General features: G+C 69.3%; 22 protein-coding genes. 12 read left to right on the top strand and 10 right to left on the bottom strand.

From position 1 onward, the window contains the following. Positions 1-20: 20 nt before the first annotated feature. On the bottom strand, positions 21-1,829 hold the full coding sequence (locus ACTWPV_RS32345; protein WP_443154682.1) for a glycosyltransferase family 2 protein: 1,809 nt from the start codon (positions 1,827-1,829) through the stop codon (positions 21-23). Between the two features lie 320 nt (positions 1,830-2,149). Between ACTWPV_RS32345 and ACTWPV_RS32340 the strand changes: the two genes are divergently transcribed. Further along, a complete protein-coding gene (locus ACTWPV_RS32340; RefSeq protein ID WP_347650560.1) occupies positions 2,150-2,509 on the top strand; it encodes a hypothetical protein in 360 nt (119 codons plus the stop codon). Positions 2,510-2,526: 17 nt separating this feature from the next. After that, positions 2,527-2,892, top strand: a complete 366-nt coding sequence (locus ACTWPV_RS32335) for a ClpX C4-type zinc finger protein (protein ID WP_347650561.1) — start codon at positions 2,527-2,529, stop codon at positions 2,890-2,892. 178 nt (positions 2,893-3,070) lie between these two features. On the opposite strand, the gene ACTWPV_RS32330 is transcribed toward ACTWPV_RS32335, so the two are convergent. Further along, entirely contained in the window at positions 3,071-3,640 is a 570-nt protein-coding gene (locus ACTWPV_RS32330) for a CGNR zinc finger domain-containing protein (protein WP_443154681.1), read from the bottom strand. Between the two features lie 72 nt (positions 3,641-3,712). Between ACTWPV_RS32330 and ACTWPV_RS32325 the strand changes: the two genes are divergently transcribed. Continuing rightward, on the top strand, positions 3,713-4,468 hold the full coding sequence (locus tag ACTWPV_RS32325; protein WP_443154680.1) for a class I SAM-dependent methyltransferase: 756 nt from the start codon (positions 3,713-3,715) through the stop codon (positions 4,466-4,468). Here the strand turns inward: ACTWPV_RS32325 and ACTWPV_RS32320 are convergent. Then, positions 4,465-4,665, bottom strand: a complete 201-nt coding sequence (locus tag ACTWPV_RS32320; protein WP_347650564.1) for a hypothetical protein — start codon at positions 4,663-4,665, stop codon at positions 4,465-4,467. The genes ACTWPV_RS32325 and ACTWPV_RS32320 overlap by 4 nt on opposite strands. 274 nt (positions 4,666-4,939) lie before the next feature. Between ACTWPV_RS32320 and ACTWPV_RS32315 the strand changes: the two genes are divergently transcribed. The 9 genes from ACTWPV_RS32315 to ACTWPV_RS32275 all read left to right on the top strand — a co-directional run bounded on the left by ACTWPV_RS32315 (position 4,940) and on the right by ACTWPV_RS32275 (position 11,793). Further along, positions 4,940-5,413, top strand: coding sequence for a hypothetical protein (locus ACTWPV_RS32315; RefSeq protein WP_443154679.1), 474 nt, complete (start codon positions 4,940-4,942; stop codon positions 5,411-5,413). 70 nt (positions 5,414-5,483) lie between these two features. Further along, positions 5,484-6,206 (top strand): class I SAM-dependent methyltransferase, encoded by a 723-nt coding sequence (locus ACTWPV_RS32310; protein ID WP_443154678.1) that lies wholly within the window; start codon positions 5,484-5,486, stop codon positions 6,204-6,206. 39 nt (positions 6,207-6,245) lie between these two features. Further along, the gene (locus ACTWPV_RS32305; RefSeq protein ID WP_443154677.1) at positions 6,246-7,328 is read left to right on the top strand and encodes an NAD(P)H-dependent amine dehydrogenase family protein; all 1,083 of its coding nucleotides are present in this window, start codon (positions 6,246-6,248) and stop codon (positions 7,326-7,328) included. Further along, the gene (locus ACTWPV_RS32300; protein WP_443154676.1) at positions 7,325-7,819 is read left to right on the top strand and encodes a carboxymuconolactone decarboxylase family protein; all 495 of its coding nucleotides are present in this window, start codon (positions 7,325-7,327) and stop codon (positions 7,817-7,819) included. The genes ACTWPV_RS32305 and ACTWPV_RS32300 overlap by 4 nt, the downstream gene beginning before the upstream one ends. Positions 7,820-7,969: 150 nt before the next feature. Beyond that, positions 7,970-9,589 carry a GMC oxidoreductase gene (locus ACTWPV_RS32295; RefSeq protein WP_347650667.1) on the top strand — a complete coding sequence of 540 codons (1,620 nt, stop codon included), beginning with the start codon at positions 7,970-7,972 and terminating at the stop codon, positions 9,587-9,589. 161 nt (positions 9,590-9,750) lie between these two features. Beyond that, on the top strand, positions 9,751-10,422 hold the full coding sequence (locus tag ACTWPV_RS32290) for a hypothetical protein (protein ID WP_443154675.1): 672 nt from the start codon (positions 9,751-9,753) through the stop codon (positions 10,420-10,422). Between the two features lie 176 nt (positions 10,423-10,598). Next, positions 10,599-11,096, top strand: coding sequence for a DUF4365 domain-containing protein (locus tag ACTWPV_RS32285; RefSeq protein ID WP_443154674.1), 498 nt, complete (start codon positions 10,599-10,601; stop codon positions 11,094-11,096). Further along, entirely contained in the window at positions 11,093-11,356 is a 264-nt protein-coding gene (locus ACTWPV_RS32280) for a hypothetical protein (protein ID WP_443154724.1), read from the top strand. Before ACTWPV_RS32285 ends, ACTWPV_RS32280 begins: the two co-directional genes overlap by 4 nt. Further along, on the top strand, positions 11,347-11,793 hold the full coding sequence (locus tag ACTWPV_RS32275) for a helicase HerA domain-containing protein (RefSeq protein WP_443154723.1): 447 nt from the start codon (positions 11,347-11,349) through the stop codon (positions 11,791-11,793). The genes ACTWPV_RS32280 and ACTWPV_RS32275 overlap by 10 nt, the downstream gene beginning before the upstream one ends. A 412-nt stretch (positions 11,794-12,205) precedes the next feature. Here the strand turns inward: ACTWPV_RS32275 and ACTWPV_RS32270 are convergent, their stop codons facing one another. From ACTWPV_RS32270 to ACTWPV_RS32240, 7 genes are all read right to left on the bottom strand, one after another. Further along, entirely contained in the window at positions 12,206-12,859 is a 654-nt protein-coding gene (locus tag ACTWPV_RS32270) for a GmrSD restriction endonuclease domain-containing protein (RefSeq protein WP_443154673.1), read from the bottom strand. A 133-nt stretch (positions 12,860-12,992) separates the two neighbouring features. Then, a complete protein-coding gene (locus ACTWPV_RS32265) occupies positions 12,993-13,421 on the bottom strand; it encodes a hypothetical protein (RefSeq protein ID WP_443154672.1) in 429 nt (142 codons plus the stop codon). A gap of 284 nt (positions 13,422-13,705) precedes the next feature. Next, positions 13,706-14,953 carry a formamidase gene (gene fmdA, locus ACTWPV_RS32260; protein WP_347650671.1) on the bottom strand — a complete coding sequence of 416 codons (1,248 nt, stop codon included), beginning with the start codon at positions 14,951-14,953 and terminating at the stop codon, positions 13,706-13,708. Between the two features lie 80 nt (positions 14,954-15,033). Further along, positions 15,034-15,702, bottom strand: coding sequence for an AmiS/UreI family transporter (locus ACTWPV_RS32255; protein ID WP_443154671.1), 669 nt, complete (start codon positions 15,700-15,702; stop codon positions 15,034-15,036). A gap of 83 nt (positions 15,703-15,785) precedes the next feature. Then, positions 15,786-16,064, bottom strand: a complete 279-nt coding sequence (locus ACTWPV_RS32250) for an FmdB family zinc ribbon protein (RefSeq protein ID WP_443154670.1) — start codon at positions 16,062-16,064, stop codon at positions 15,786-15,788. Between the two features lie 228 nt (positions 16,065-16,292). Next, the gene (gene bla, locus ACTWPV_RS32245) at positions 16,293-17,249 is read right to left on the bottom strand and encodes a class A beta-lactamase (protein WP_443154669.1); all 957 of its coding nucleotides are present in this window, start codon (positions 17,247-17,249) and stop codon (positions 16,293-16,295) included. 114 nt (positions 17,250-17,363) lie between these two features. Further along, positions 17,364-18,128 carry an amino acid ABC transporter ATP-binding protein gene (locus tag ACTWPV_RS32240; protein ID WP_347650703.1) on the bottom strand — a complete coding sequence of 255 codons (765 nt, stop codon included), beginning with the start codon at positions 18,126-18,128 and terminating at the stop codon, positions 17,364-17,366. Positions 18,129-18,135 lie beyond the last annotated feature (7 nt).

Below are 18,135 nucleotides of genomic sequence, written 5' to 3'. Positions count from 1 at the left end.
CACCTGCACATAGGTGGCAATTAGCGAATGATTCTTCTGATGACCGCCCGGGCCGTCAGCCGCCGCACCACCGCGCTCAGCCGCCCCCGCGTCGCGTACGGCCGCACGCTCCTGAGCAGCGCCGCCCACCACCACCTGCGCGGTCCCACGACCGTGCCCGCGCCCGCCTCGATCTTGAACCGCGCGGCCGGCCCGCCCAGGTCGAGCTCCACGTACGCGTCCCAGGTGCCCGGAGGGAGCCGGCCCACCGCCAGCCCGGCCGCGAACCCGCCCCCGGGCAGCGCCGTCACCGGCTCGGCCCGCTCGCGCCCGCTGCGCCGCTCCCGCCAGACGATCCGCCGGATCGCCGCGGCCGCGGGCGCGGTGTCGACGACGCTGAGCTCGCCGTCGATCAGCAGCCGCTGCCCGAGACCCCACCGCGTCCTGATGAGCCTCGCACCGCCCGGCACGGCGGCCACGTGGCCGCCGACGTCGATGCTGAGGTTGCCGTTGTCCCTGGTGAAGTAGGGCAGGACCACGACGCCGCCGATCATCCGGGGCATCGGCCGGTTGACGCCGGTCTCGCGGTCCGCGCCCAACCGGCCGAACCGCAGCGCGCCCTCGATCTCGACCGCCACCCGCAGGTCCCAGATTCCGGAGGCGAGCGCGGACACGTCCACCCGCACGGTGAACTCGCCGCCCTTGCGCTCGGCGGGGATGACCACCTCGGCGGCCGGGTCGTGCCGCGAGCGCAGCACCACGGCCAGACCGTGGTCCCTGGCGATGCCGTGCAGCCCGGCGGAGCCCGTCACCACCAGATGGTCGCCGTCCCAGCACACCCCGGTCAGCCGCCGCCGCACGGTGGCGCCCTCGATGCGGGCCAGGCGCACGAGGCGGTCGATGTCGTCGAGCGCGGTCGCCCGCTGCCGGTCGATGCTGTTGAGCCGCTCGTGCACGCCCGGCGTGTACCACTCGTCGCAGAGCGCCGCCACCTCGCGCGCGATGTCCTTGCGGCGCACGCCGTCACTTTCCAGGAACACGGCTCCGAGCTGGGTGAACACGTCGAGCCTGAAGTGCCTGCGGAGCAGGTGGTCGCGGAGCGGGCCCGGCTCGACGTGCTCGGTCATGATCCGCATCGGCTCCCTGATCATGGCCAGCCAGGCGAGCGGATCCCTGCTGCCCGCCTGCTGCATGATGCTGGTGCCGTCGAGCCTGGCCATCAGGTGGTAGCACTCGTAGTCGGCCACCACGGAGATCACCTCGGCGTGGCAGTAGGCGTGGACGGTGAAGAGGATGTCCTCGCCGACGCGCATGCCCTCCCCGAACCTGATCCGGTGGCGATCGAGCAGGTCCCTTCTGAAGAGCTTGAAACAGCACAGGCTGTTGTAGACGCAGCTGTCGCCGAGCTCCACCCGGTCGGCGCTCTGCTGGAACATCGACACGGGCGCCCTCCGGCCGTGCCCCACGATCTTGCCGAGCACGATGTCGGAGTCGTTCCTGTCGGCCATGGCGACCATGCGTTCCAGCGCCTCGGGGCCGAGGTGGTCGTCGGCGTCGCAGAAGAAGACGTACCGGCCGGTGGCGTGCTCGAGCCCGACGTTGCGCGGCCGGCCCGCCCCACCGCTGCCCTCGATGTGGACCACCTTGACCTTGGACGGGTGGTAGGCGGCGTAGAGGTCGAGGAGCTCGCCGCTGCCGTCGGTGGAGCCGTCGTCGACGACGATCAGCTCCTTCTTCACCCGCTGGACGAGCGCCGAGGTGAGGCACCGGTCGAGGTAGGCCCGGCAGTTGTGCACCGGGATGACGACGCTGACGTCGACCGGGTCGCCGCCGTTCTCCGTATCCGACATCACCACTACCTCACGTTGCGCCGCCATTCGGTTTCAGTATGTGACGAACGGCCATGCGCGCGGGGGCGATCGGAGTCTTGAACCCCGTCTTTTGCTTACACCGGAGGTTCGCGGCATTTCTCCAATTGGTGCCGGTAAAGGCCGCCGAATGCCTCAATCGTCCCGCGCCGAATCGTGTTCAGGGACGAGGTTTTCCCTCCGGGAGGAAGAAACCTCTCCGCGGGGAGCATTGAGGCACCCCCCCCCCGGCGGCGCCAGTGATCCTCTCGGCTCGGTTGCGCGTCTACAGTTAGGCATCCTTGACCGGGAGGTGGCGTGACATGGCATCAGATCTCCGCAGGCGCACGAGCCACGATTCGGCCGTGCACGCCGCAGAGACCATCGTCTCCTCGGCTCGGCTGGGAGAGCTGCACGAATGCTCGGCCCTGCTCCGCCGCACGAGGATGCGGGCGGCGGAAATCGTGGACGAGGCCCGCACGCTGCTCGCCGAGGCGGAGCGGCACGGCCACGCCGACCGCGTTCGCGCCCTTCGCGAGCAGCTCGCCCAGGCGCGCCGGTCGTACGCCAAGGTGCTGGACGCGTACGTGGCGATCTGCACCAAGATCACCGAGGAGCGGCAGGCCATCATCCGGGCGCAGGTAGAACTGGATCGCCGGTCAGGCTTGTCAGGCGTCACCTGACGGACTACTGTCAGGCCATGCCTGACTGGAAAGAGAAGATCCGCTGCTCGTTCTGCCACAAGAAGAGCACGGACGTGCTCAAGGTCATCGCCGGCCCTGGCGTGCACATCTGCGACGAGTGCATCGGCCTGTGCAACGACATCCTCGAGCAGGACCGCCGCGAGCCGTCACCCGAGCCGCGACTGCCCCTGTGGGAGTCCATGACCGACGACCAGATCCTCGACCATCTCCCCAAGATCGCCGCCGTGCAGGCACAGGTCGACGACAACCTGCGCGACTGGGTGGCGCACCTGCGCACCAGGGACGTCAGCTGGGAGCGCATCGGCACGTCGCTCGGCATGACCCGGCAGTCGGCGTGGGAACGTTTCAGGAGTGAGACATAACAGGTGAACCATCGCGGCGGGCCGAGCGTCCCATCATTGAGAAGGCCCGCCATGCGCGTCCTCGACGGTCCCGCGGCGTACGATCCGGCGCCGCGCGAAGAGGCGGAACGGCCGGCCTCCGGATGAACGGGCTCCAGCTCCCCGGCCGCCCCGGGGAGCTGGAGCAGGGGGCCGCCCCTCAGCCGGATCTGCCCCTGGCCCTGAAGGCCGCCGTCTTGACGCGGTTCTGGCAGGCCGTGGAGCAGAACCTGCGGGTGCCGTTGCGCGACACGTCCACATAGACGCGGTCGCAGTGGGGCGCGGTGCAGACGCCGAGGCGGTCGGCGAACTCGCTGCCCAGCACGATCGCCAGTCCCGTGGCGCAGCTCGCCGCCCAGCTGTCCGCCAGGGTGTCACGGTGGCCGTGGAAGTGCAGGTGCCACGGCTCCCCGTCGTGCCTGTCCAGCACCGGCCGGGCGCCGGTCTCCCCCAGCAGGGCGTTGACCCGCGCGGCCGCGGTGTCGACGTCGTCCGCTGCGACGGCGGCGAAGACCTCGCGCAGGCGGACCGCGACCTCGGCCAGCGCGGCGCCCTCGCCGGCGGTGACCTCGCGGTACGCCGGATAGACCGTACGGAGGGCCTCGACCGCGGCGGCCTCGGGGTCGGCTGGAGCGGGGCAGGGACGGCCTCGTCGCTCGCCGGAGGTCAGGGCGTTGACGAGCGCCACCGTGACCCGGACCACCCCATCCGTGTGACTGTTGTAATCCAATTGACCGGTTACACCTTCGCGAGTTAACGTGTGACCGTTGAAATTCTAGACGACGGTCACAAGGAGACGTTCATGCTCACCCACGATGCCGCGATGGAGTGGATGGCACGCTGGGACCGCCAGCAGGAGGGCTACCTTCCCGACCGGGAGGAGCGGTTCACGGTGCTGATCGACGTTGTGGAGGCCCTCGGGCGGCCCGACCCGTTGGTCATCGACCTCGGCTGCGGTCCCGGCTCGTTGTCGGCGCGGCTGCTGGAGCGGCTGCCCGAGGCCCAGGTCGTCTGCGTCGACGCCGATCCGCTGCTGATCGGGCTGGGGCGGGCCGCGTACCCGGGGTTGCGGTTCGTGTCCGCGGACTTGCGCAGAGCCGGCTGGACGGAGTCGCTCGAGCTTGACGGGCCCGCCGACGCCGCGGTCAGCACGACGGCGCTGCACTGGATCTCCAGCCCCGAGCTGAAGAACGTCTACGCGGAGCTGGCGACCGTGCTGCGTCCCGGCGGGCTGCTGCTCAACGGCGACCACATGGACACCGAGGACGCCACGCCGGCGCTGTCCCGCCTGGAGCACGCCGTGCACGAGCGCGAGACCGAACGGACCTTCGGCGAGAACCGGCCGGAGGGCTGGCAGGCCTGGTGGGACGCGATCGAGGCCGACCCCGCCCTCGCCGAGCTCAACGCGGCCCGCACCACCGCCGGGGCCGACCACCGCGGCTCCGAGTCCCGCCTCCTGTCGGATCACGTCAAGGCCCTCGAAGAGGCGGGCTTCGCGGAGATCGGCACGCTCTGGCAGCGTGGCAACAACCGGCTGCTGTGCGGCGTACGCGGCTAGTTCATGATCCGGTGGAGCAGCCCGACGAGGCCGAGGGCCGTGGCGACTCCCGCCCCGGCCCACCCGGACAGGCCGCCGACGGTCAGCCCGCCCAGCAAGGCGGTGATCAGGATCAGCACCCAGCGCTGCGGGATGCGCTCCGGCTCGCGGGCCGGAGCGGGCTCTTCCCGTTGAGGACTCCGTCTGGTTAATCTCACGACAGCGGTTTCCTTTCATGACATATGTGGAGCGTCACCGCGATGAGCGGCCTTTCTGGGACATCAGAGGGGCCGCTCGTTTTCGTTCACGAGAGTGGCACAAGATTCGCCTGAGTAATGGCGCTTTTTCTCCTCAAACTGGCATACGCGCGGCCCGCAGGTAGAGAATTCTTCTCCGCGGATGTGGGGACGTAGCACGTCAAGGCACTCAAGCGACACCGCAGGTTCCGCACACTTTTGCATTTTCCGCACGGCCTGCCACAGGATGCCACGCATGAAGGAAATCACCGAGGAACTCGCGAAGGTGCTGATCCCCGAGCCGGTCAAGGACGACGACGAGAAGCCCGCCGACTACGCGGCACGCGCGAGGAGCGCGAGCGAGGCGAGGAACACCCTGGTCGGGGAGCTCATGATGGCGGCAGGAGCATCGCCGGCGGAGGATCCCGTGCTGGCGCGGCTCGGGGAACTCGCCGCACAGAGGCGCGAGATACAACGACAAATACGACTTATCACGGCATATGCGCGCGAATTCGTACGGCCGGAACCGTACCGCCTGCGGGCGCTCGCCGAGGCGGCGGGAATGTCGATCTCCACCATCCGCACCGTGTACGACGCGGAAGACAAGATAGCCGTCGCCACACGAATCGGGAGAAAAGACCTGAAGAATACCGTTCATCCCGTCGTCGGCGAACAATGGTGGCGGCTTCCCGCCCGCCACACGACCCCGCCCCCGAGCCCCGACCTGTGAGCCCTGACCGGTAAGCCCTGACCGGTCAGCACCGTTGCCATCGGATCATCCCGCGGTCTACATAAGAGACATGCCACGAAATGACACTCGCCGCCCTCGCCCCGCCTGGTGGTTCCCCGAGTACGCACCCGTCGGCGTCGATCTCGGCAGCCCGGCCGCCGTCGCCGCCTACGACAGGAACCAGGGCACCGACTCCGCCGCCGACGACGCCCTGCTCGACCGGCTGGGCGTCACGGAGGGCACCCGCCTGGTCGATCTGGCGTGCGGGACCGGCTCGCTCGTCGTGCAGGCGGCCCGGCGCGGGGCGGAGGCGCACGGCGTCGACGTCTCCGAGGAGATGCTGAAGTACGCCCAGGCGCGTGCCGAGCGGTGCGAGGTCGAGCCCCACTGGCACCAGGCGGGCTTCCTCGACTACGCGCACCCGCACGACGCCCCCGCCGACGTGGTCACCACCGGATCGGCGCTCCACCAGCTGCCGGACTTCTGGAAGCAGCAGGCCCTGCGCAACGCGGCCGCGATGCTCCGGCCCGGCGGCACCTTCTACCTGCGGGACGTCATCTTCAGCTTCCCGCCAGACGCCGCCGACACGCATCTGCGCCACTGGATCGAGAGTGCGGGGCGCGCCGAGGGCGAGGGGTTCACCAGGGCGGACTTCGAGGCACACGTACGCGAGGAGTTCTCCACGTACACCTGGATCATGGAGGGCCTGCTGGAGCGGGCCGGCTTCGCGATCGTCAGCCACGACTCCGTCAGCCCCACCCACGCGGAGTACCTCTGCCGCGTGGCGAAGTGAGCCCTATACACTTAACCAAGCGCTTGCTACGCTCCGCCCATGACGTCCACGATCGTCTGGGGCACCGGCAACATCGGCCGCGCCGCCATCCGGGCCGTCGAGGCCCACCCGACGCTCAAGCTCGCGGCCGTGCTCGTCCACGACCCCGCCAAGATCGGCCGCGACGCGGGCGACCTCGCCGGACTCGGCCACGATCTGGGCGTCACGGCGACCGGCGACGTCGACGCCGTGCTGGCGGCCCGCCCCAGGGCCGTGGTGTACGCGGCCTCCGGCGACCTCCGGCCCGACGACGCCCTGGCCGACATCGTCAAGGCCGTACGGGCCGGCGCCGTGGTCGTCACCCCGTCCCTGTACGCCCTCTACGACCAGCGCAACGCCCCGCCGGAGCTGCGCGAGCCCGTGCTGGCCGCCATCGCCGGCGGAGGAGGCTCGCTGTTCGTCTCCGGCGTCGACCCCGGCTGGGGCAACGACGTGCTGCCACTGCTCCTCAGCGGGCTCGCCACCACCGTCGACACGATCCGCTGCCAGGAGATCTTCGACTACTCCACCTACGACCAGCCCGACGCCGTCCGCCACCTGGTCGGCATGGGCCATCCCCTGGACTACGAGCCGCCGATGATCGCGCCCACCGTGCCGTCCATGGTGTGGGGCGGACAGGTACGGCTCATGGCCAGGGCACTCGGCGTCGAGCTCGACGAGATCCGCGAGACCCTGGACCGCCGCCCCCTCGACAGCACGGTGACCACCAGGTCCATGGGCGACTTCGAGGCGGGCACCCAGGGAGCGGTCCGTTTCGAGGTGCAGGGCGTGGTCGACGGCCTGCCCCGCATCGTCGTCGAGCACGTCACCCGCATCCACCCCTCCTGCGCGCCGGACTGGCCGGTCGCGCCCGACGGCGTCGGGGCGCACCGCGTGATCATCGAGGGCCGGCCTCGCATCGAGGTCACGGTCGAGGCCGCCGACGAGGACGGCAACCGCTCCGCCGGCGGCAACGCCACCGCGGCAGGCCGGCTGGTGGGCGCCATCGACTGGCTCGTGGCCGCGGAACCCGGGCTCTACGACGCGCTCGACGTGCCGCTGCGGCCCGCCCCCGCCGGCAAGCTGGGAAGGAGACGGCCTTGAAGATCGACATTCCGGAGGGCAAGGACGCCATCGAGTACGTGTGGGGCGAGATGGTGCCCGGCATCGGGATGGCCGCCACGAAGTTCTCGCTGGCGGTCTACGCCCACACGACCCTGGGACTGCGCGAGTTCGAGGCCGCGCGGTTGCGGATCGCGCAGCTCAACGGATGCGCCTTCTGCCTCGACTGGCGGACGGAACGGGACGGGGAGAAGGTCGAGGAGTCGTTCGCCGACGCGGTCAGCGAGTGGCGCACCACCGCCGCCTTCGACGAGCGCACCCGCCTGGCCGCCGAGTACGCCGAACGTTACGCCCTCGACCACCACGGCCTCGACGACGCGTTCTGGACGCGGATGACCGCGCACTACAGCCAGCTGGAGATCGTGGAGCTGACCATGTGCCTGGGCTCCTGGCTGGCGTTCGGCCGCCTCAACCACGTCCTCGGGCTCGACACCGTGTGCGCCCTGCCCAGCGGCCGCACCCCCGGCCGATAATCCGCACAGCCCGCCCTCGTTCCACGGGCACCGCTCTTTTCACGCGCACCGCAGCCGGTTCGCCTGGCGGCGAATCGGCTACCCCTGTCCTGCTTCGCAGGAGTCCGATTCCTCCCCAGCCTGAAGGCGGGGTCTCCTCGGAGGTATCCGATGAACGAACATCCGCCTGCCCGTGCCAGCGTCTCCCGCCGCGGATTCATCGCCGGGACCGGCTCCGCCCTGGGGCTGGCCGCCCTGGGCGTCCACGCGCGGCCGGCCGCCGCGTCCGCCCCGATCGCCGACGGCGCCCACGTCGCCGTCCTGGTGATCGGCACCGGCTACGGCGGGTCGGTGGCCGCGCTCCGCCTCGCCCAGGCGGGCGTCGACGTGCACATGGTCGAGATGGGCATGGCCTGGGACACCCCGGGCACCGACGGCAAGATCTTCTGCAACACGCGGGAGCCCGACTACCGCTCGTACTGGCTGCGTACCAGGACCAAGGCGCCGCTCAGCAACTTCCTCGGCTTCCCCATCGACCGGGACATTCCCCGCTACACAGGCATTCTGGATGCCGAGGAGTTCGGCGGCATCACGGTCTACCAGGGCCGCGGCGTCGGCGGGGGCTCGCTCGTCAACGGCGGCATGGCGGTCGTGCCCAAACGTGCGAACTTCGCCGCCGTGCTCCCCTCGGTGAACCCCGACGAGATGTACGCCACCTACTATCCGCGGGCCAACGCCGGGCTCGGGGTCGCCACCATCGACCCCGGCTGGTTCGAGTCGGCCGACTGCTACCAGTATTCGCGCGTGGGCCGCAAGCACGCCCAGCGCTCGTCGTTCCCGTTCGTGTTCGTGCCCGACGTGTACGACTGGGAGTACATGGAGCAGGAGGCGGCCGGCACCGTGCCCAGGTCCGCGCTGGCCGGCGAGATCCTCTACGGCAACAACCACGGCAAGAAGTCGCTGCAGCGGACCTATCTCGCCCAGGCCACGGCCACCGGCAGGGTGTCGATCTCCCCGCTGCACCGGGTCACCTCGGTGGCCCCGGGGTCCGGCGGCGCGTACACCGCCGTCATCGAGCAGCTCGACACCGCCGGCGGCGTCACCGCGACCAAGACGGTGACCGCCGACAGGGTGTTCTTCGCCGCCGGCAGCGTCGGCACCAGCAAACTCCTGGTACGGCTGAAGGCCACCGGCGTCTTGCCCGGCCTGAACGGCGAGATCGGCAAGGGCTGGGGCGACAACGGCAACGTCATGTGCGGCCGGGCCAACCACCTCTGGGACCCGACCGGCAGCCTCCAGTCGGCCATCCCCTGCTGCGGCATCGACAACTGGTCGGCCGGGGGCGCGTTCGCGGAGGTCGCGCCGCTGCCCACCGGCATCGAGACGTGGGCGTCGTTCTACCTGTCGATCACCAACAACCCGCACCGCGCGCAGTTCACCTGGAACGCGGCGGCGGGCAGGGTGGAGCTCGACTGGCAGACCGCGTGGAAGCAGCCCTCCATCGACATGGCCAAAACGATCTTCGACAGGATCAACGCCAAGGAGGGGACCATCTACCGTACCGACCTGTTCGGCGTGTACAAGATCTGGGGCGACCACCTCACGTACCACCCGCTCGGGGGCGCGGTCCTGAACAGGGCCACGGACAACTACGGCCGCCTGCACGGGCATCCTGGCCTGTACGTCATCGACGGGGCCCTGATCCCTGGCAACACGACCGTCAACCCGTTCGTCACCATCACCGCGCTCGCCGAGCGCAACATCGAGCGGATCATCGCCGCCGACCTGTGACCGGAGGCCGTCACGTCCGCGGGCGGGCGGCCAACACGTATGCGCGGCCGCCCTCGGTGAACGGCTCGTTCCGGGCCCACGGTCGCACCCCGGACCCGCGCGGCGCCGAGACGGGGGAGACTTTGGACCGGCACGGTTCGAGGGACTCGGGAGGATGCCAGGTGGCCGAGCAAGAAGTGTGGGACCCCTTCGGCACGTTGCGTCGCGCGTTGTGGATCGGGGGTGGCCAGTGGGCCGGCAAGTCGACCGTGGCCCGGATCCTGGCCGCTCGATACGGCGTCACCGCCTACCACTACGACTACCATGACGCCCGCGGCCACAATGATCGCCGCATCGCCCGCCGCGTCGCACTCGGCGAGCCCGTCACCGCACCCGACCCCGACGCCCTGTGGGTCGACCCCACTCCGGAGGACATGGCGAAGGCGACCTTGGCCGGATTTCCCGACCGGTTCGCCTGGGCGCTCGACGACCTGCGCGGGCTCGTCTCCGGGCACCCCGTCATCGCCGAAGGCTGGGGGCTGCGCCCCGAACTGGTCGCGCCGCTCCTCGACTCCCCACGCCGCATGATCGTCATGGTGCCCGCGCCCGGCTTCCGCCGGCACCAGGTGCGTACGCTGCCCCGGGCCGGCGCGCTCAGCCAAGCCGTCAGCGACCCGGCCCGCGCGCAGGCCAACCGCCTCGCCCGGGACCAACTGGTCGCGGACGACGCCGTCCGCGGCGCCCGCCGGCTCGGCATCCGCGTGCTCCAGGTCGACGGCTCGCGCGACGCCGACGGGGTCGCGGAAATCGTCGCCGAGCATTTCGGCCCGTACCTTCCCAAGATTAGCCACTGACGTAACACAAGTGTTATGCCGTACCAGCTTCTGCCATTCTTCGTAATGGTCGGAAATCAGTCATAAAGAGGGAGTTATCGCGCAGCGCTGAAGGCGAAAACCCGCTCTCGCGAACGGCTCGGTAGATACTCTTTGACCCGCGCGGCATTGGGTGGGGCGTTGGCGAGGGAGCCTGCATGCTTGACCAGCGGAATCATCAGGGCAAGTTCGCCGAGGACTACGTGCGAGCCCTCGCCTCCGCCGCCGGGCTCCTCGTCTACAAGGACGACCTCGACCACGACGGGATCGACCTCGGCTTCCGTTATCCGGGCAGGGCCGGGCACATCGCGTCGCCCGCGATCGAAGTGCAGGTCAAGTCGTGGTCAGCGCCCGCGCACAAGGGGCCCGACCTGTACTTTCACGGGCTGAACGAGGTGCAGTACAACAAATTCGTCGCGGGTCCGTTCCTCGTTCCGCGCTACCTGTTCGTCGTCGTGGTCCCGCGCGAGAGCGACCGTTACGCCCGGGTGGAGACCGAAGGCCTGACGCTCAGCCGGCTCTGCTATTACCGGGGGTTCGAGGGCGAACAGGCCATCGAATCCCCGAGCGCCCAACGGCACGCGCCCGTACGGGTGCCGCTGGGTAACGTGCTCACCGTGCGGGCCCTGCGCGACCTCGTCGGCGCGCCCGCGTGACCAGGCCCCTGTCGGTCGCCGACATCAGCAGCTATCTCGCCATGACCGGCTGGTCCCGCCAGCCTGGCGAGTGGCGGGGCGCCGCCGTCTGGGTGCACGAGGGCGATCACGAGATCCTGGTGCCCGGCACCGACGACCTCGGCGACCGAGCACGACGAGCCCCGCCGATCCGCCCCCGGCGTCCCCGGCCCGTCCCGACGGGCGCGGGGCCGTCGTCGCGGTCGGCAGGCGGTTCGACACGGGCGCGGACCTGGAGCTGAAGCTGGCCGCGCTGGCCCGCCACACCGCCGTCTTCGCGGGCTCCGGATCGGGCAAGACCGTGTTCCTGCGGCGGCTCGTGGAGGAGTGCGCGTTGCACGGGGTGTCCTCGATCGTGCTCGACTCCAACAACGACCTCGCCCGGCTGGGCGATCCCTGGCCCGAGGCGCCGCCCGGGTGGGGTCCCGGTGACGCGGACAAGGCGGCCCGCTACTTCGCCGAGACCGAGGTCGTGGTCTGGACTCCTGGGCGCTCACGCGGGCGCCCGCTGACCTTCCGGCCGCTCCCCGACTTCGGGGCCGTGCTCGACGACCGGGACGAGCTGGACTCCGCGCTCGGCCTGGCCGTCGGGGCGCTGGTCCGCACCCCGCAGTGCCTGAGCCACCATCCTGCCGACCCGCTCACCGAACAGGAGATCATGCGGCGCGCTTCCGCCTGAGAGAGGGCGGGTCAGGTTTTCCTGCGGCTCCCCCAGGCCACGCGAGATCGGCGGCCTTTACGTAGTGAATTCAGCGTCAAGCATCCCTGAAATTGCCGGATATGTCCTGGAATATGGCGATATGGGTGCTAGCGTCCGAATTGAGGAATGCGATCAACGGGGGAGGAACAATGACGTTCGACTTCCAGCACGGAGGAGGCTGCGGCCGTAGGCGCCGTTGGTGGCGTCGCCGTCGTTGCCGTCGTAGGCGCTGGTGGGGCGGCTGGGGCGGCCCCTGGGGCGACGACTGGGACTGGTGGTAATCCATTCCCACGAGAGCCGCGGATTGTGGCGATGTCGGTGTGCGGCCTACACCCGTTGGCAAACTGCACCCTCGCCACAATCCGCACCTCGTGTCACATCACCCGCATCTTTAACACTTACGGAGCATGTTGAGCAGGGCCACCTTCTCGTTCCGCGTCACGAAAAGCCGGTAGTGGCGCTTCACGGTGATCCAGGAAACGGCATAGCGGCACCAGTGGGCGCGGCGCGACGGGCGCCAGCTCTGGGGGCCCTTGGCGCCCTTGGCGATGTTGGCGGAGTGGCTGACCGTGATGAGTTCGGGCCGCTTGAGGTCGTTGGCGAACGCGCGCCTGCGCGCCGGGCTCCACCTGCTCGCCCCCGAACGCCACGCGTACGCCAGCGGCACGGCATGGTCGACGTCGACCAGCCGCTCGCTCTTCAACTTCTTTCCGTCGTACGGGCTGTACCAGACGCCCTTGACCGGATGGCAGGCCGCGTTCTTGCGCACGCGCCGGCCGTCACGGGCCAGAACCGCCTCGCGCGTGCTGCACCTGCCCTTGTGCTTCTCCCATCGCGGCTGGAAGCGGCGGTGGCTGTAGCCGCGGATCGATAACGGCCTGGACACCTTCAGCTGGGCCAGCATCTTGCGGGCGAGCGCGCCGGCCTCGGCCTGGGATCGTTTGCGAGCATCCGCCGCCGCGTGCGGAGCCGCGAAGACAGCGGTGAGCGGGATGGCCAGCAGAGCCAGCACGACGACGCTGACCGTCCGCGTCAAAAAGATCATGCCTACACCCCTACCAGCACGCCCCCCGGTGGCGGCAGCGATATGCATGAAACCCGGGGGTGAGGCAAGCCTCCCTCCCCGTCACGTTCAACCCGTCCGGGCCCGCTCGCGCGTCGGCGGACCGCCGCCGCTGCTACGGAGCGCCGGCGATGGCGCAGGCGCGGCACGGAGGCTGGCCGCAGGTGCACTGCATGATGGCGTCGAGAACGTCGTGGTCGTGGTACAGGCACTGGTCCCTGCAGGTGTGCCGCGGCACGAAGCCCGCCTGGATCTCGTCGGGCCACGGCTCGTGCCCTTCACGGCAGCGTACGAACCGCTCGGGGTCGGACGCGTGCAACCCCTGCATGCGTGCGCGCGCCTCGCCCTCCAGCGTCCGCGTCTCTTCCACCATGGTGGTGAGCTGGGCGGCGATGGCGGAGTACTGGTCGTCCCCGGTACGCACGTGCGCGGCCCGCAGCGCCATCGCCGCGTTGCTCAGGAATCGTGCGGCGTCCTGAAGGTCGGTGGTGTGGTGCAACTGGATGCCGGTAACGCCTCGGACCCACACGGCGTCGTCTTGCATGGATCAACCTTTCACAGCGCAGAGCGCTCACAACTGTTCAGGGGGATACGCCGAAGGATAACGCGCCTTTTACCGGGCTTTCCGTGGCGGAGCGACCGGGTTGACCTTCTTCGCCATGGTCCGGGGGAGAGAGAAAGGCCGTCCACGTCGGCCGATCCGGCCGCGTAACGCATGCGGTGGCGGGCCGCCACCATGCGGAGAAAATTTTGTTCAGTGTTTGCCGCATCATTAAGGGAATGGCCTCCGGGCGATATCCCGGAGGCCACCCCCGCACGTCATGGCGGTCAGCTCGTCACGGCGCACTGTCCGCGATCCTGGCTCGCGGGTCCTTTCGCGTTCGGGCGTACGTCGAAGTCGAAGATCGCGGTGGGCAGGTAGAGCGAGCAGCACGCGTTCGGGATGTCGACGATCCCGCTGACCCGCCCCTCGATCGGTGCCGCGCCGAGGAGCAGGTAGGCCTGCTCGCCGCTGTAACCCCACCTCTTGAGATACTCGACGGCGTTGAGGCAGGCCCTGCGGTAGGCCACCGTCGCGTCGAGGTAGTAGTTGGTGTCGGTGTCGTGGTCCACCGAGATGCCGATGAACGACAGGAACTCCGAATATCTCGGCTCCACGTTTCCCGGCATGAAGAGCGGATTGGTGGTGACCCCGTACTTCTCCATGCCGCCCTTGATGAGGTCGACGTGGAAGTCGATGTAACCTCCCATCTCGATCGCGCCGCAGAAGGTGATCTCCCCGTCGCCCTGGCTGAAGTGCAGGTCACCTCCCGACAGCTTGGCGTCACGCACGTGGACCGGGTAGAAGACCCGGGCTCCGCGGGTGAAGTTCTTGATGTCGTGGTTGCCGCCGTTCTCCCTGGCGGGCACGGTACGCGCTCCTTCGGCGGCGATCCGCTGGGCCGCGTCGCCGGTCGCCGTGCCGGCGACCACGTTGTCGGTCAGCGGTGGCAGGCCGAGCGGCGGAACGCGCTGCGGGTCGGTGTCGATGAGCGTCTGCTCCCGGCGGTTCCAGCTGCTCAGCAGGTCGGCCGATGGCGCCGTACCGAAGAGTCCCGGGTGGGTGATGCCGGTGAAGCGAACCCCCGGCAGGTGGCGGGAGGTCGCGACCTGGCCGTGGAAATCCCAGATCGCCTTGTAGGCGTCAGGGAAGTAGTCGGTCAGGAATCCGCCGCCGTTCGCCTTGGCGAAGACGCCGGTGTACCCCCATCCCTGTCCTGGCGCCTCCCCTACCTGCTGGGGAACCGGGCCGAGGTCGAGGATGTCGACGACGAGCAGGTCTCCGGGCTCGGCGCCCTCCACCCCGATGGGCCCGCTCAGCATGTGCGCCAAGCTCAGGTCGACATCGCGTACGTCGTTCGCGGAGTCGTTGTTGCCGATCTGGGCGTCGGTCCATTCCCGGCATTCCATCCGGAACTCGTCTCCGGGACGTACCATCTCCGCCACCGGAATGTCCGGGTGCCAGCGGTTGTGCCCCGGGACCTCCTGGTCGCGCATCGGCTTCGACTGGTCGATCTTGTAGATTACCTTCGGCATGATGCATGCCCTTCTTCTCGCGGATGGCTCCTTCCTGGCTGGGCGTGGGCCTCACCTCTCTTCCGCCTCGGCGGGCTCCGTCAGGTCCATCGCGGGCGGTGCCGGCGCTCGCCGTCCGGTCTCGACGGCTCCCCCGCCTCCTCGGGCGCCGCGGCGGCCGGCTCCCCGTGCCGCGTCAGCGGCCACAGGACGGCGAACACCACCACGCCGAACACGGCGAGGATGATCGCGAAGAGCCTGGTGTCGCGCCAGTAGCCGGCCAGGGTCATGTAGGCGGGGATCGCCGCCGTGACCCAGCCCTGGATCGCCGTGACCCAGCCGGTGTACCTGGTGATCCGCGTACGTTTCAGCCCGAGCAGCACGAAGAACAGCGCCCACAGGAACGACCAGTAGAGCCAGATGACGCCGAAGGCGGGATCGCCGAGAATCCGGAAGTTGGCGAAGGAATAGCCGAGCGCCATGACGGCCACGAAGAGCGAGAAATAGCCGACTCCTGTGCTGTCGAAGCCGCCGAGCAGGTTGATGCCGACATAGAGATAGGTGAATCCGAACAGGTAGATGCCCGACGCGCCGAGCACCACGGGCACGTCGGTGGGATTGAGGATGACCAGCACGGTGGGCGTGATCACCTGCAGTGCTCCGACGAACAGGTTGAACACGCCGGCCGCTCTCGGTTCGACCTTTCCCAGGAGCATCAGACCGTTGAGGAAAAGTACCGCCCCCACGTAGAGCAGTCCGACGGCTCCCATCACCGACACCTCCTCGTGTCAGTACGGGTGGTCGCGCTCGCCGGACGCCACGCCGCCGGCGAACGCAACGTTTGCTGGCTGTTTCAAGGCCGAGGAAGGCGCGACAGTGCCGGGTGCTGTGGCGGTTGCCACCGTCGTACCGGAGGCACGCGCGTGACCACCTCGGGCACTTCCCTGCTCTGCTCCTCTCGGGTCAGGGCGGCGGACGCCGCCGGGGAAAGCCGGGTGAGGTTCGGGACGGTGAAGAATCGGCGGGCCGGAGCGCGGCACACCGGACACTCGCGGACCGCCTCGGCGGTCCCTATCGGCAGGCGCACCTCGAATTGCCCGCAATCCAGACAGCGGTACGCGTACGTTGCCATGGACATCCCCGTAAAAGATCGGGATTGTTTTCACGGCACGACACCGAATGCGGCGTTATGCCGATATCTCCAGAAAACATCTAGAAGATTAGCCGTGTCAAGGTCCACGCCCCGGCCCTGCACGGACAAAAAAGGCCTTGTTCGCGCACGGCACGCCATTTATCTCTGTGCAGAAAAATGGCCGCCTATTAGGACGGTCATGACGATATCCAGACGCACGCCCTGCGGCTAGAGCTTGCCGAGCGCGCGGGCGAGGACGGTGGCGGTCTTCGCGATGGTCTTGTTGTCCGTGGCGAGACCCATGGTGCGGTTGGTGTAGATCGACATGATGAGGGGAGCGGCGCCCTTCTTGGGCCAGATGACGGCGATGTCGTTCCCGCCGCCGAACCCGTCGGAGTTGGTGCCTGTCTTGTCCGCGACCGTCCAGGTCTTGGGCAGGCCGGCGCGGATGCGCTCGCCGCCGGTCTTGTTCGCGAGCAGCCAGGCGAGGAGCTGCTCGCGGTCCTTGGCGTGCAACGCCCGCCCCACCGTGAGCGCGCGCAGGTCGCGGCCGATGGCCGCGGGCGTCGTGGTGTCGCGCTTCTCCTTGGGGGTCCAGTCGTTGAGCTCGGGGTGCCAGCGGTCCATGCGCGAGGTCAAGTCCTTCAGCGAACGGAAGTACCTCGTCAGCCCCTTCGGCCCGCCGATCTGCTTGAGCAGCAGGTTGGACGCGGTGCCGTCACTCATGGTGACGGCCGCCTCGCACAGTCGGGAGACGGTCAGGCCGTCCTTGACGTGCTTCTCCGTGACCGGCGAGTTGGGCTTCATGTCGGCGGCCGTCCACCTGATGAGCCGGTTCATCAGGCCGGGGTCGGAGGTGCGGGCCTTCTGCAGCACGGCCGCGCAGAGGGGAGCCTTGAAGGTGGACAACATCGGGAAGCGCTCGCCCGCCCGGTACGTCACGGTCCTGCCCGTGGCCGTGTCGAGCGCGTACGCGCCGATCCTGCCCTTGAACGCCGCCTCCAGCTCGCGCAGCTCCTTCCTGGCCAGAGCCGCGCCGGGAACCGCCGCCGACGGCGCCGCCCCGGTCGCCGGCACGGTCACCGGCGCGGCCGAAGCCGGGCTTCCGCCGGCGACCACAAGGGAGGCCGCCAGGGCGGAGGCGGGCAGGGCGGCCACGATCCCGCGGGCGCGTACGAGTCGCATGTCGAATCCTCCGCTTGTCGGCTGTCAGCGAGAAGGAGCCAAGCAGATGCGATCACGCCATGTCTAATAGCGATACCGATCAACGGGCGATATCGGCTTCGATATGCGGCCAGGTCAGGCCGGACCCTCTACCGCAGGTCCCTCCTTGGGGCCGAGCACGCTGGACAGGAACGCCCTGGTGCGCTCCTGGCCCGGAGCGGCCAGGAGTTCGCCGGGCCGGCCCCGCTCGACGGCCACGCCCCCGTCGAAGAAGGTCAGCCAGTCGCCGACCTCCCTGGCGAAGGCGATCTCGTGGGTCACCACGACCATCGTCATCCCGTCGGCGGCCAGCCCTTTCATGACCTCCAGAACCTCGTCCACCAGTTCCGGGTCCAGAGCGGACGTCGGCTCGTCGAACAACATCAGCGCCGGATTCATCGCCAGCGCCCTGGCGATGGCCACCCTCTGCTGCTGGCCGCCCGAGAGCTGGTGGGGTCGCTTGTGCGCGTGGTCGGCCAGTCCCACCCGCTCCAGGTGCTCCATCGCCAGCCCTCGTGCCCTGTCCGCCGGGCTGCCCAGCACGTGGACGGGCCCGCAGGCCACGTTCTCCAGCGCGCTCTGGTGGGCGAACAGGTTGAAGCGCTGGAACACCATGCCGATGTTCCGCCGGAAGGCAGCGAACTCCTTGGGCGTCCAGGGGTGGTACCTGCCGTCGCGCAGGGTGTGGCCCACCTCCTCCCCGAGCACCCGCAGACTCCCGCCCAGCACCGGCTCGAGACCGTTGACGCAGCGCAGGAACGTGGACTTGCCCGAGCCCGACGGGCCGATGACACAGCTCACCTCGCCCGCGGACACGGTGAAGTCCACGCCGTTGAGCACCTGCACGTCGCCGTAGCTCATCCGGACG

Origin of the sequence: Nonomuraea sp. KM88 (assembly GCF_052245635.1) — a bacterium.
Lineage (GTDB): Bacteria > Actinomycetota > Actinomycetes > Streptosporangiales > Streptosporangiaceae > Nonomuraea.
This window is presented reverse-complemented; position numbering and strand designations above follow the sequence as displayed.